A 13,569-nucleotide genomic window follows, 5' to 3' on the forward strand; every position below is an offset into this window, starting at 1 on the left:
GAACAGTTCACAAAAATGAACGAAAAACAAAAAACCGGGCAGAATCGCCCGGCCTTACTGGTTACACGGTTTCTATAATCTTGTTGACCAACGTGTTGGCTGGCCGATTCAGTCCTAAGTTTCCGCGTAAGGTATCTTCTGTGTATTCGGTACGGAATATGCCACGTTTTTGCAATTCAGGGATGACATGATCGACGAAGTCTTCAAGGCCGCCCGGTAAATAAGGAGGCATGATGTTGAATCCGTCCGCCGCTCCATTTTCGAACCATTCTTGCAATTGGTCTGCGATTTGTTCCGGTGTTCCTTTGATTTCACGATGGCCTCTGGCACCGGCTGTTCTTTGATATAGCTGGCGTATGGTCAGGTTTTCACGTTCAGCCAGGTCCTTCAATAATGTAAAACGGCTTTTCCCTCCATTGATTTGTTCTAGTTCCGGCAGGTCTGGCAGTGGTCCATCAACGGGATACCCTCTTAAATCCACACTGATCATCGCCGACAAAAGTGCAACGCCTGCTTCCTCTGGGATAAGTTCTTCAAATAATTGCTTTTTCTCATCTGCTTCTTCTTCTGTTGCCCCAATGATGGGGAAGACACCCGGCATGATTTTCAGTTCCTCAGGGGAACGGCCATATTTCGCCATCCTTCCTTTCACATCCGCATAGAAGCTTTGCGCTTCTTCGATTGTTTGCCACGCTGTGAAAATCACTTCCGCCGTTCGTGCCGCCAGCTCTTTTCCAGCTTCGGATGATCCCGCTTGAACCACAACGGGATGGCCTTGGACCGGACGGGAAATATTCAAGGGTCCTTCTACGGAGAACCATTCACCCTTATGATTGATGGCATGGATTTTCGAGCCATCGGCAAATTGCGCGGATTCCTTATCCATGATCAACGCCTCATCTTCCCAGCTATCCCAAAGCTTTTCTACAACGTCCACAAATTCCTCGGCCCGTTCATAACGCCTTTCATGTAAAAGATGATGGTCCGAGTTAAAGTTCTTTGCTTCGGCATCCGTATTGGAAGTGACGACGTTCCACCCTGCACGACCATTGCTTAAGTGGTCGAGCGATGCAAACTTACGGGCTACATGATAGGGTTCGTTGTACGTCGTGGACACCGTGCCGACCAGCCCGATTTTTTCCGTTACCGCTGAAAGTGCTGATAACAGGGTGAACGGTTCAAAACTAATTCCCGCTCTTTGGACGTTTTTAGCACCGTTATGTTGCAAAGCATTGACATCCGCCACAAACAGCATATCGAATTTGCCGCGCTCTGCTGTTTGGGCCAGTCTTTTTAGAAAATCAAAATTCAATATATTATGAGTTTCAGCCTCGGGATGGCGCCAACCGGCCACGTGGTGTCCAGGAATCATGAAAAAAGCGCCTAATTTCATTTCTTTTTTATTCGTACTCATCTAATCTCCTTCTTTCTACTATTCTATTTTCAACACTTATATATGAGCGCCCGCCACTTTTTCAAGGAGAGTGTTTTTCGGACGTTGTAATCCCAAATTTTCACGCAATGTGCTGCCTGAATACTCCGTTTTGTATATGTTCCGCCTTTGCAATTCAGGAATGACTTGATCGACAAAATCATCTAACCCGCCCGGTAAATAGGGAGGCATGACATTAAATCCGTCTGCCGCTCCATTTTCAAACCATTCTTGAAGTTGATCAGCAATTTGCACGGGTGTCCCTTTAATTTCACGATGCCCGCGAGCACCTGCAATATGTTGATATAGCTGACGGATTGTATACCCTTCACGGTTCGCCACATCCTTCAATAACTGAAAGCGGCTTTTTGTTCCATTGACTTCTTCTAAATCAGGAAGTTCAGGCAAGGGACCATCCAATGGGTAACCACTCAAATCGACATTGACCATCTTCGATAAAAGAGACACACCGGCTCCTTCTGGAATCAGATCGACCAATGCTTGTTTCTTCTCATTTGCTTCCTCTTCCGTATTCCCGATGACGGGAAATACTCCAGGCATGATTTTCAGTTCCTCAGGGGCACGACCATATTTCGCCATCCGCCCTTTTACATCCGCATAGAATGCTTGTGCTTCCTCTAATGTTTGCCAAGCAGTGAAAATCACTTCGGCCGTTCGCGCCGCCAGTTCTTTTCCGGCTTCGGAAGATCCGGCTTGAACTACAACCGGATGACCTTGAACAGGACGGGAAATATTCAGTGGTCCTGCAACGGAGAACCATTCCCCTTTATGATTGACGGCATGGATCTTTGAACCATCCGCAAATTGCGCCGATTCCTTATCCATGACCAGCGCCTCATCTTCCCAGCTATCCCAAAGCTTTTGAGCGACATTCACAAACTCTTCAGCACGCTCATACCGCTTTTCATGAAGGGGATGTGCGTCGAGATTAAAGTTACGAGCTTCTGAATCAGAGCCTGATGTGACAACATTCCATCCTGCTCGCCCATTGCTCAGATGGTCCAAAGAAGCAAACTTACGGGCGACATGGTAAGGTTCGTTATACGTCGTCGATACGGTACCAACCAGCCCGATGTTTTTCGTTACCGCTGAAAGCGCCGATAACAAGGTAAATGGTTCAAAGCGTGTATTTACGGTTTGCCCTAATACTTGTTCATCCTGCGTGTTGAGTGATACATGATCGGCAAGGAACAGTAAATCGAATTTTCCGCGCTCTGCAGTTTGGGCCAGCTTTTTTATAAAATCAAAGTTCATGATATCCCTTACCTCTGCTTCTGGATGACGCCAAGCTGCCACGTGATGACCTGGAATCATGAAGAAGGCACCTAACTTCATTTCTCGTTTATTATTCGTCATCAAACCACCCCTTCTACCTTCGATTATTGATTGACTTTCCAAGCCGAGAATCGTTTTTCCAGAGATACTAAAACATAATTCAATAACAATCCAAGCAAAGAAATCGTTATGATTCCGGCGTACATTTCAGCGATTTGGAAATTCATCTGCGCATAATTGATCAAGTAACCTAAGCCTTCTTTGGCTCCTACCATTTCAGCTGCAATTAACACGAGAATCGATGCCGTCCCTGCCATCCGTATTCCGGTAAAAATAGTCGGAATAGAAGCCGGCAAAATAACCTTATAGAATAATTTCTGAGAGGATAATCCCATTGATTTAGCTGACTTGATGAGCAATGGATCGACATTTTGAACGGCATTGATGGTATTTAAAAGAATCGGAAACGTACAAGCGAACAGGACAATCGCTATTTTGGATACTTCCCCAATCCCAAGCAATAGGATAAAAACGGGCAATAAGGCCAACGCGGCTGTATTGCGGAATAACTCCAATACGGGGTTCAAAAAATCTTTGGCCAAAGGAAACCAGCCGATGATCAGACCTAAAGGAATCGCAATCAATAAGGCTAACCCGAACCCAATGAACGAACGGAAGAAGCTTGCTTTGAAATGGGCGAATAATTCTCCTGATGTCACCAATCCCCACCATCCTGCAACCACTGCCGAGAAAGGGGGGAAGAATACGGAATCCACCAATCCAATTCGTGGTGCAATCTCCCAAATGGCTAGTAACAGGACGATCACGGCTGTCTGCTTCACAAGTTTTTGAAGCCAGGTAAACGATAAACGGATAGGCCGCTTTCTTTCAATAGGTACAGCAATAGCTTTTTCTAAACTGGACATCTATGAACCACTCCTTTTTTTATGAATTAAATGGAAGCCGCTTGATAGACCTTTTCATGAAGAAGGCTCCATATATGATGTCGTGCTTTTACAAAGTCTTCATGTGATCGAATGTCCACTTCGTTCAAACGTGAATCCAAGGGGATATCCACCATGTACTTGACCGTCCCTGGATTTGTGGACATTACTGCGACTCGCTGCCCTAAGTAAACAGCTTCATCGATGCCATGCGTGATGAAGATGATCGTTTTCTTCGTCTTCTCCCAAATCCGTACCAATTCACTCTGCAAGGTTTCTCGCGTCTGCGCATCCAATGCGGCAAACGGCTCATCCATCAGTAGCACATCCGGATTATAAGCTAGACTCCTAGCGATGGCGACGCGCTGCTTCATCCCACCTGACAATTCATGAGGAAAACGATCTTCAAACCCCTCCAACCCGACCAAAGATAAGTAATATTGCGTCAGTTCATATCGTTCTTTCTTCGGAACTCCCTTAGCTTCAAGACCAAAATCGACATTGCCTCGAGCTGTCTTCCAAGGAAACAAAGCATATTGCTGAAACACGATTCCGCGGTCCAATCCAGGTCCCGTAATTTCCTTTCCATCAAGGAGGATACGGCCTGAAGTCGGTTTCGTTAAACCACCAAGTAGATCCAACAACGTGGATTTCCCGCACCCACTTGGACCGACCAGCGTTAAAAATTCACCATCTTTCACGGAGAAGTTCAAATCCCTTACCGCCGTGAACTCCTTCTTCGAGCCTTTTCCCTTTTCGGTATCCCGTACAGTAAACACCTTTGTCACTTGATCAAATCGAATTTTATCCGCCATATCCACACCCCATTCATTTAGTTTCAAGCTCTTTCGTATATGGATTATATTCATTCGTATATAAGTCATCCAACTTCACTTGGCCCTTTTTGATTTCCCCGTTGGCTTCTAGCCAATCCGCCCATACTTGGAATTCGGATTCTTTTATATAGCCACCTTTTGCGGCTACGCCCGGACTTTTCCAATATTGAACCGTTTCCGAATCTTCTTTTCTACCTCGTTTCTCTATGATCGATTCAAAGCGGGCAATCACTTCTTCACGAGGTGTTGTACGTGACCATTCAATCGCTTTTGCAGTTGCTTCCACAAATTTTTTCACGGTATTTGGGTTTTCCTTTATGAACTTATCCGTAAAGACATAACTTCCTGCCGTAAAGGTTCCAAATAGATCATAATCACTAAATAATTTACTGATGCCTCCATTATCCAGTGCCCTGTCACGTGCCGCTCCATTTAAAGCCACGACATCGATTTGCTTTTGGCGTAACGTTTGTTCACCATTCCCCGTTGGCACCACCACTAACGTAACCTGTTTGATTTCATCATCCGTGAGGCCATTTTTCTTTAAATATTCCTTTAGAACCAATTCAAGATGGGCTCCAAGCGTATTCACCCCGACTTTTTTACCGATTAAATCACGTGCATCTTTTATCGGGCTGCCTTCTAATGTATAAAAGCCGACGAAGGTGTCTTCATCACTCCCATAATAGCCAATGACCGATTTAATGGGGGCGCCGCTTGATTTCAATTTGATGATGGCTCCATTAAAGGCGCCACCGAAATCCGTTTGACCCGTCGCGGCCGTTTGAATATCCTGAGGTCCGCCATTCACATTTCCCACCCAATCTAGCTTAATCGGATCTAAATAACCTAAATCCTCCGCCAGTTCTGGATAGAGTACCGATCCAGCATATCCCTGATACTTCAGTTCCACTTTTTCATAGCCATCCTGGTTTTTCTCCACTGCTTTCCCTGAAGAACAACCAACTATCACAAGTAATGCACCAATCCATACTAAAAATAAGGCCTGTCGAGTCATTTTCATTTTTTACTCTCCTTTATTTACGGGGCTCTTAAACACAAAAGACCCTCGATTAATTTTCCAATTAAACGAAGGCCTCCAGAAGTCTAGTCAGCCACACTATTCAATTATGATTCAGGGACCACATGAACATCCCTTTGAAGATTCTTCCCATTAGCGCTCCTTGCATTGGATCAATATGTATATATCTGAAACGCAAATCCCCCCTTTCTTAAACAAAAGAGGCCCCCATTTTCACCATGTGGTGAACGTAGGGGCCTCCGGTTAACCAGTAAGCCAATTCATTTAATTCCAATAAAGTTTATAGGTTTAATATATTTACTTTTTCAGAAAATGTCAATCGTTTTCTGAAAGTTCTTTCTTTTTACCTATATTTTATGTAAAGATAATTCGCTATTTAATTTAGATTAGACAGGATACAGAATGGTGCAGCATTCATTCACCAACAGGAATCACTGTGGGCAGGTCACTTCTTCAACAATCGATTCCCCCTCACTCTGATCACGATCTGACCACTTCCACTTTTCCTGCAACCGGATTCTCCCATCCGATAGGAACTCAGGTGTGGAAAAGCATTGCCCGCCTCTGATCTCCTGCTGAACATTTACATGGTTATACCTAAACTGGATGCAGCCATTTTCCTGTACAATCCCGATCATGGTCCCTTTTAGGATGTCCCCTCCGCTATAGGTGGCGAAAAGAATATTCCCTTCTTGATGATAGTTAAAAATGGTTTTCGAAGAAACCTCTCCATTTGCTGTATTATCAGTCGATAAAAAAGTACGTCCATCGTAATTAATCATAGATAAAGGCTCCTTTTTGTTTGTCCTCTTGACCTGTGTACTGCCAGGCCCAAATAAATTTTTCTCTCTCAATCAACCAATATTTATATAGATATAAAATTGTTTAATCACCGTTCATTTCCTTACAAGCCTCCCCTCTATCATTGTGTTAAAATTTGGTTATAAAGGATAGAAAGAGGTTTGTACATGAATAAAATGATGTTTTACTTTTGGATAGTGGGTATCGCCATTATTGCCTTTTTTACAGGGGAAATTGCTACGGTCATGATGCTCTACTTAATCTTGATTGCCCTACATGCCATCCATTCAACACTTAAAGATTTTTATGATGATTGGAAAAGTAAGCAGTAAATGATGTTCGAATGTTTGATTTCTTAGAAAGGAAGAAATGCTTGTACAATAATTATAACCAGAGGTGAAGATATGAGGAAAATAGTAGTTGGCTTCTTAATAGTTTGTCTATATTGTTTCCCATTTGTCTATTTTTCGATGTACCAAGACTTTAATAACCGTTCCATGCTTGGCTATTTATTAATGATTGTAACAACTTCGATTCTTGCCTTTTTCGGCAAATTATATAGTAACTCAATCCCTATTATTTCGGGTAATACAGTATCTGCAATCATATCGTTTTATTTTATCAGTGAAATGGCAGGAAACGAACATTGGGGTGGCTATTTTAAACCACTTACTCCATATCAATTACTTATATTTGTTGCTCTTGTGAATTTAATTCCTCAGTTTTTCACTATGAAGTTAGCAAATACATATAAAAATAAAGCTTAACTAGTTGGATGGGTAACTTTTTTAAAGTTACTCATTTCTTGAAAATATCAACAATCTTCATACATTGCAAAGATTAATATATTGGTGGATTGGTAAGCGACCCCGATGGTTCACTCACTCTTCACCCTCAAAGTTCAAATAGGTGACGTCTTCTTTTTTAACCACCGTAAATACTTCGTTATCCTTTGCATACAACACGGTAGCTCCATAGCTATGTTCTCCATGATCAAAGGAAATGCCAAATTTATTATTTTCCGGATAGCCATATATGTAACAAACGACTTCCCCCTCTTTCATGAATACGATTTGATTCATGCCCTCGTTGACCGTTTCCTTAATTCTATCCCACTTATATCCGACCGTCTCATACACATCTTCTTTTGTATAATAAGCGGGAAATGAATAGACTTTATCCCATTCAAATGGAGTAAACTCCGTCAAATTCACAGGTTCGTCCGGTATCTCCATCGTCAGAATCTTATCTTCGAGCAGCTTTGCACTCGTATCCCAAATCTCCTTTTTAAATGGATTCGCCCATATGAAGACAATGAGAATCGTCAAGAATACCGAAGCTATCATATACCTTTTCTTAATATTCATATGACCTCCTCCTTACGTTGTTTTTTAAAAGTAATCCGGGATTTCAACAGGGATGTGATCTCTATCATTATCTTTTGAGTAGTACATACAAATGCAATCCTTATACTTTTGCCTAGCAGGTGGCAACTCAGTAAATTCCAACTTGTTATAGAATTCCATTCCGATATCGCTATACAGGAAAAAATCCGTGCACTTTTCATTTCGCTCTAACTCCTGTATGACTTGTTGGATCAGGGCAGACGCGTAGCCTCTATTCCTTAATGTAAAGGGGGTGGCAATTGATCCAATTCCCCTACTGGTTCTATCTTCAGATGAAGATAGTTCGTATACGATAAGAGAACTTATTACCTCTTTCGTTTCTGGATTTTCTAAAACATACCATGTGCCCTTCTTGTACTTACTAGATTGGTTACACATCGTTATATATTCGTCAGAAGGCATGTTATCTCCCCAAACATCGTACCCCATCATATACACTGACTCCATGTCCTCACTTGTGGCTTTTCTGATCTTCATCATATACCGACTCCCTGTTTTTACTTGGTCCCTACCGGATTTTCATGTAAAATGACTCAAACGAGGTTACGGAAATGGAACTACATTTGCCTAAACGTATCCTAATATCTTTAACAATTGGCATCTTCCACTCTATGACTTAATGAACTTGAAGTTTCGGCAAACAGCCGTCATAGATTTCTCGTCATTATTTCTTCCTTTTCTTCAAAATATTGTGCTTTAGAAGGGGTGAAGATGGTCAGACAAAGGGCCCCGGCCAGTACAATTCCTAATAGGCAAAAACCGATACAAACCATTTGCAACGAAAACCAGTCGGCCATTAACCCGAGTAACAACGTCAAAACAATTTGTACGATGCCTTGAACCATTTCTGCCATGCTGCCAAATCTCCCCATAATCGCAACCGGTACATTGTTTTGGAAAAAGGTGGCGTATCCCGCGTTCGCAAAGGACATGACGAAACCTAAAAACACGAAGGCTGACGTCGCCGTTATAAAGTCCACGGATGCATAAAATAACAGGTATCCGATTGTTGATAGGAACAATCCCCCTCCTACAAAGTATCGAAGTGGCAGTTTCTTGGAAACCGCAGCCGCAACAGCCGCACCTCCCAATGCCCCAGCACCCGTGAGACTTGTAATGAAGCCATATTCCTTATCCGTCAATTCCAAGTGCTGTTTAATGAAGGTGACTTCTTGTGAATCCAAGGCATAACCGATGAGCACGGCCCCTTGAAACAAGATGTATACCGTTATGAAGAACTTGGCTCCCTTCGTGAATTCCCTGACCACTTTCCAATCGCTCAGGAGCGTTTTCAAGGAAACGGGGGCTCTTTCCGCATTTCCTAAATCTCCGTCCACATCCGGAAGAAGGTAGATGAAAAAAACACAAACGAAGAACGTTATGGCATTGATCACAATACATAAATCGGTCCCTACCGACATAATGAGGATTCCTGAAATGGCGGGTCCCAATAAGAACGCACCTGAACTGGTCAAACTCATGATGGAGTTAAAACGCTTTCGCTGTTCAGGAGGAACGAGCTTCGTTATGTAGACCGATGAACTTGGACCAAAAAAGGCGCCCACAATATTAATCAATAAAAGCAACGCATAGATCGACCATAATGATCCGATAAAAGGAATCAAGAATATCAAGATCCCTCTTACGACATCAATGGACATCATCAACCGGCGTTTATTGACCCGATCAATGACACTCCCCGACCAGGTATTCGTGATCAATGTCGCTAATGGCCTGATCATATACAGTCCAGCCACCGCTGCCGCTGAACCGGTCAAGTTCAAGATGGAAACATTAAGGGCAATTAAGTAAATCCAGTTTCCTAGATACGAAACCCCTATTCCTGATAGTAATAGAATGGGGTTCTTCCAACTCTTCATTCACTCACCCCTTTACTATCGAAGAATTGTTATCCAGTGACTCTATAAAAGTATGTAGCGTTCGTGAATATAATTCGGGCTGGTCTCTGTGCACCAAATGTCCCGCGAATGGAATGATGGAAACGTGGATATCCGAATTCAATTGCTTATAGGTTACGGCCGCTGAAATTTCGTTTTTTTCTGCTTCGCCGACCATACACAAAGCCGGAACAGCAAGGTTAGAAACATCGCCCGTTTCGTCGAACGGATAAAAATCGTCTCCTTGAAAAGAGCGGAGTAACGCTTTCCAGTCATTGTTTCCATGCATTCCATCCAAAATCGAAACCACTTCTTCATTTTCAAATAGTTGTTCGTGATGCTCTGCTTCCTGTTTCGAAAGCTCCTTCCAATTATCCGGCTCAATGGGGAAAATTCCGGAGAAGGTTAAGGATGACACTTGCTCGGGATATTTCTTAGCAAACAATAAAGCGGCTATGCCGCCAAGGGAAACTCCGGCAATATGGCACTTTTCAATCCGCAATGCCTTCAATGTGTCATGGATGTCGTCTGCGCAATGACTGAAATAATGATCAATCGGACCCTCCGATTGACCATGGCCCCTTAAATCAGGACGAATCACTTTGAAATTCCTCTCTGAAAAATAATCGCTTTGTTCTTCATACTCCGTTAATCCCGTCATACGCCTGAATGAATCAATACAAGCGGGAACCCTTCTCCTGAAATGCTTGTATGTAAGATCATCCCCATCTCTCCAATCATTCTATAAGTTTTCATTTATTATACTATTAATCATACATATTTTTACATAATATTCAGATAAAAACAGGTAGCTCGGCAACCCTATAACCTTAGCCTTATCATGATCTCCCTCTAGTCAGGCATTCTTGTACAATAGGTTGCTTCAAACGAACGAGATTGATTCTCCTACTCACATTGAGACTGACTATCTCGTTCCATGATCACCTACTACGAGAATACTGGATAGGTAGTAACAAAAAAAACACCTCAAAGCGTTATGCTTCAAGGTGCTTACTAAGTAGCTACTTTCATCCCTATATAAGGATTTTATTAATAAGTTGTCCAACCGCCATCAGCTGTAACGACTTGTCCATTGATGAAGCTAGCATCTTCGGATCCTAAGAAGATAGCCAATTTAGCAATTTCTTCTGCTTGGCCGACACGCGGGTTAAGGGCCATTCCCAACCCTTGACGAGCTACACCCACTTCAGAAACGCTAGTCATCGATGAAGTGATGTTCGTCAAGACAGCACCTGGTGCGATGCCATTGCAACGAATGTTTTTGTCAGCGAACATGAATGCCGTGTTTTTAGTTAAACCGACCACCGCATGTTTAGAAGCTGTGTAAGCTGCACCTGCTCGTCCGCCATGTAGGCCGCCCGCAGAAATGTTATTCACGATGACTCCGTGCCCTTGCTCTAGGAATAGTTTTGTCGCGATGCGCATGGATTTCATGACAGCTGTCGTGTTTACGGCAAAGATCATATCCCAACGGTCATCTGAAATTTCGTTGACAGGCTCCATGCCGTCCATGATGCCAGCATTATTCACTAAAATATCCAGTTTGCCGTATGTTTTTACCGTTTCATCGAGTAAGCGCTCTAAATCTTCAGCCTTCGTTACATTCGTATCGATAGCGAATGCCGTTCCGCCTTCAGCCACGATCGCTTCAGCAACAGCTTTAGCACCTTCTAAGTTCATATCCGAAACCACTACTTTCGCCCCTTCAGTTGCATAACCTTCCGCAATGGCTTTCCCCATACCTGACGCTGCACCTGTGACGATTGCTATTTTATCTTGTAATTTCATTAAATACTCCCCCTTACACACACCATTTTTATTGAACACTTGTTCAATAAAAATTATAATGAAAAGAATGAATATGTACAATCGACAAAAATGGTAGAATGTGTTCATAAATAGACAGATTTAGGATGATGTGTCCGTTAAAGGAGAAATACAATGAAAAAAGATTTAAGGGTGATCAAAACAAAGAAGAATTTGCAAACGGCCTTATTGACCTTGCTTGAGGAAAAACCACTGGAAAAGATCTCGATTGCGGAACTTTGCAGAGAAGCAAACGTGAACCGGGGGACATTTTATTTACATTTTCAGGATGTACCGGAGTTGTTTGAAATGTACTTTGAAGAAATCACGATTGATTTGAAGAAAGCCTATTATGAGCCCTTTCATTTAACAAACAATCATATTGCGAATTTAGAACCACATATGGTCCGTATCTTTCATCATGTAAAGACGTTCGATACCTTTTATTCCATTGTTTTCAACAGAAAGGCGCCACTGATGTATTACTATACGTTATTTGACATCATCCGCGTTTATTTAAAGGATTCCATCGAGGAAAACATCCTCCATCCAGATGACTTTCATTCGGATTATACGGCAAGTTATCAGGCCAACGCCATCTTGGGGATGGTCATCGAATGGGTATCCAGGGGATTCAAGGAAACACCTGAATATTTAAGCGAACAATTACTTCGTATGAACAAGAATAATCGATAAATGGAAGAATTACCTGTAACTTTACGAGATGATTTCACACAATAGAAAACCCAGTAACCATAAGATCTGCTACTGAGTTTCTTATATCTATATTACGTTGCTGACATTATCCCTATTCGAACTGGATATGTATCGAAACAATTTCGGAGCGTGTACCAATCCTAATCGGCGGCCCCCAAAAGCCAAACCCCGATGTCACAATGGAATGCATCTGTTCCTTTTGCAAGTAACCCCGATCATTTTCATAAATGGCATCAGTAATGAGGTTGCCCGGGAAGACCTGCCCGCCATGGGTATGACCTGACAGCATCAAGTCAACGCCTGCCTGCTGTGCTTTATCAAGTTCATATGGTTGATGATCCAGTAAAATAGTAGGTCTTGTAAGGTTCACACCATTCATCAGTGAGTCTAACGGTCGCCTGTCGTGATCGATTCGGTCTTTGCGCCCGACGAGCGTGAATTGCCCTTGAACGTCTACGATCTCATCATAGAGGATAGTGATTCCGCCCTGTTCCAAAGCTTCGATTAATTCCTTTATCGTACCATCATGCCTATCGTGATTTCCAAGCGATGCATAGACTCCGTACGAGGCATGGAGCTTGGATAATGTCTGATCGATTTTTTGATCAAGGAAAGGCTGAATATCATCATCGAAGAGATCGCCGGGCAACAGGATGATATCTGGGTGGAGCGCGTTCATTTCCTTAACCAAACGCTCCGCGTGGTTTTTACCTGACAGCAGACCAAAGTGTGTATCTGCCGCCATCGCAATATGAAGGTTATCAAGAGTCGAGGAGTCTTTTTCCATCTTGATATCATAGTTGCGAACAACGGGGCTGTATGCGTTATATGTCCCGTATACTAGAAAAAAAACAACCAAGCCTATAGTGACAATGCCCGCCCATTTATGTGTTATGTGCCTTGGTAGCCGAGTGAGGCGCAAGAGGATTACCGTAATATGGGCAAGGGGAACGAGCAGTAACAGCAAATAAAAGCATGCCATCCAATAAGCACCCACAATATTTATGAAGGTGAGCCCAGACATGCGGCCGACAATAAGCGAACTGGCTGCCAGCACGAGGACGAGGCTATAAAGTATCTTGAAACGCCGGCTTGATGATTCCGGGCGGAGCCAGCGATATCCCCGCCACCCGATATAATAGACGAGACCGCCATAAAGCAGCAAGGCGATGATTAGAATGAGGATGAGCATATGGATTCTCCTAACGTTTTATTTTTCAATCTCCTTTTTATACTTTTTTATCTCTGCAAATGAGCTAATTTCCGCTTTCATTATAATTGTAAGAATCATACATCAAATGGCTACAAAATTCCTTTTAAATGTTTTTAACTAGATTGCGAGAAGCGTACGCTTGGTGAGATGAAATCTC

Annotated in this window: 14 protein-coding genes and 1 pseudogene; 3 read left to right on the top strand and 12 right to left on the bottom strand. The window is 42.8% G+C overall.

From position 1 onward, the window contains the following. Positions 1-61 precede the first annotated feature (61 nt). The 6 genes from AC503W_RS17100 to AC503W_RS17125 form a co-directional block, all read right to left on the bottom strand. Positions 62-1,414 (bottom strand): LLM class flavin-dependent oxidoreductase, encoded by a 1,353-nt coding sequence (locus tag AC503W_RS17100; RefSeq protein WP_494915184.1) that lies wholly within the window; start codon positions 1,412-1,414, stop codon positions 62-64. A gap of 36 nt (positions 1,415-1,450) precedes the next feature. Next, the gene (locus AC503W_RS17105) at positions 1,451-2,809 is read right to left on the bottom strand and encodes an LLM class flavin-dependent oxidoreductase (protein ID WP_494915185.1); all 1,359 of its coding nucleotides are present in this window, start codon (positions 2,807-2,809) and stop codon (positions 1,451-1,453) included. 23 nt (positions 2,810-2,832) lie between these two features. Next, positions 2,833-3,654: an ABC transporter permease gene (locus tag AC503W_RS17110; protein WP_402873991.1), complete on the bottom strand. Its 822-nt coding sequence runs from the start codon at positions 3,652-3,654 to the stop codon at positions 2,833-2,835. Positions 3,655-3,680: 26 nt separating this feature from the next. Continuing rightward, positions 3,681-4,487, bottom strand: coding sequence for an ABC transporter ATP-binding protein (locus AC503W_RS17115; protein ID WP_407406188.1), 807 nt, complete (start codon positions 4,485-4,487; stop codon positions 3,681-3,683). 13 nt (positions 4,488-4,500) lie between these two features. Then, entirely contained in the window at positions 4,501-5,532 is a 1,032-nt protein-coding gene (locus tag AC503W_RS17120) for an ABC transporter substrate-binding protein (RefSeq protein ID WP_402873989.1), read from the bottom strand. 449 nt (positions 5,533-5,981) lie between these two features. Further along, positions 5,982-6,332 (bottom strand): avidin-fold protein, encoded by a 351-nt coding sequence (locus AC503W_RS17125; protein WP_407406185.1) that lies wholly within the window; start codon positions 6,330-6,332, stop codon positions 5,982-5,984. Between the two features lie 186 nt (positions 6,333-6,518). Between AC503W_RS17125 and AC503W_RS17130 the strand changes: the two genes are divergently transcribed. After that, positions 6,519-6,683 (top strand): hypothetical protein, encoded by a 165-nt coding sequence (locus AC503W_RS17130; protein ID WP_402873984.1) that lies wholly within the window; start codon positions 6,519-6,521, stop codon positions 6,681-6,683. A gap of 72 nt (positions 6,684-6,755) precedes the next feature. Next, the gene (locus AC503W_RS17135) at positions 6,756-7,118 is read left to right on the top strand and encodes a hypothetical protein (protein ID WP_402873981.1); all 363 of its coding nucleotides are present in this window, start codon (positions 6,756-6,758) and stop codon (positions 7,116-7,118) included. 114 nt (positions 7,119-7,232) lie between these two features. Here the strand turns inward: AC503W_RS17135 and AC503W_RS17140 are convergent, their stop codons facing one another. The 5 genes and pseudogenes from AC503W_RS17140 to AC503W_RS17160 form a co-directional block, all read right to left on the bottom strand. Continuing rightward, complete coding sequence (locus tag AC503W_RS17140) at positions 7,233-7,718, bottom strand: hypothetical protein (protein ID WP_494915189.1); 486 nt, start codon at positions 7,716-7,718, stop codon at positions 7,233-7,235. A 24-nt stretch (positions 7,719-7,742) separates the two neighbouring features. After that, the gene (locus AC503W_RS17145; RefSeq protein WP_494915191.1) at positions 7,743-8,237 is read right to left on the bottom strand and encodes a GNAT family N-acetyltransferase; all 495 of its coding nucleotides are present in this window, start codon (positions 8,235-8,237) and stop codon (positions 7,743-7,745) included. Between the two features lie 167 nt (positions 8,238-8,404). After that, positions 8,405-9,637 (bottom strand): MFS transporter, encoded by a 1,233-nt coding sequence (locus tag AC503W_RS17150; RefSeq protein ID WP_494915192.1) that lies wholly within the window; start codon positions 9,635-9,637, stop codon positions 8,405-8,407. A 4-nt stretch (positions 9,638-9,641) separates the two neighbouring features. After that, a pseudogene (locus tag AC503W_RS17155) lies at positions 9,642-10,378 on the bottom strand (alpha/beta fold hydrolase). 327 nt (positions 10,379-10,705) lie between these two features. Next, the gene (locus AC503W_RS17160; protein WP_494915194.1) at positions 10,706-11,464 is read right to left on the bottom strand and encodes an SDR family oxidoreductase; all 759 of its coding nucleotides are present in this window, start codon (positions 11,462-11,464) and stop codon (positions 10,706-10,708) included. Between the two features lie 153 nt (positions 11,465-11,617). Here AC503W_RS17160 and AC503W_RS17165 point away from each other — a divergent pair, with 153 nt between their 5' ends. Continuing rightward, positions 11,618-12,178 carry a TetR/AcrR family transcriptional regulator gene (locus AC503W_RS17165; RefSeq protein ID WP_402987222.1) on the top strand — a complete coding sequence of 187 codons (561 nt, stop codon included), beginning with the start codon at positions 11,618-11,620 and terminating at the stop codon, positions 12,176-12,178. 112 nt (positions 12,179-12,290) lie between these two features. Here the strand turns inward: AC503W_RS17165 and AC503W_RS17170 are convergent, their stop codons facing one another. Continuing rightward, positions 12,291-13,391: a metallophosphoesterase gene (locus AC503W_RS17170; RefSeq protein ID WP_494915195.1), complete on the bottom strand. Its 1,101-nt coding sequence runs from the start codon at positions 13,389-13,391 to the stop codon at positions 12,291-12,293. Positions 13,392-13,569 lie beyond the last annotated feature (178 nt).

The sequence above is a fragment of the Peribacillus suis genome (genome assembly GCF_059384845.1).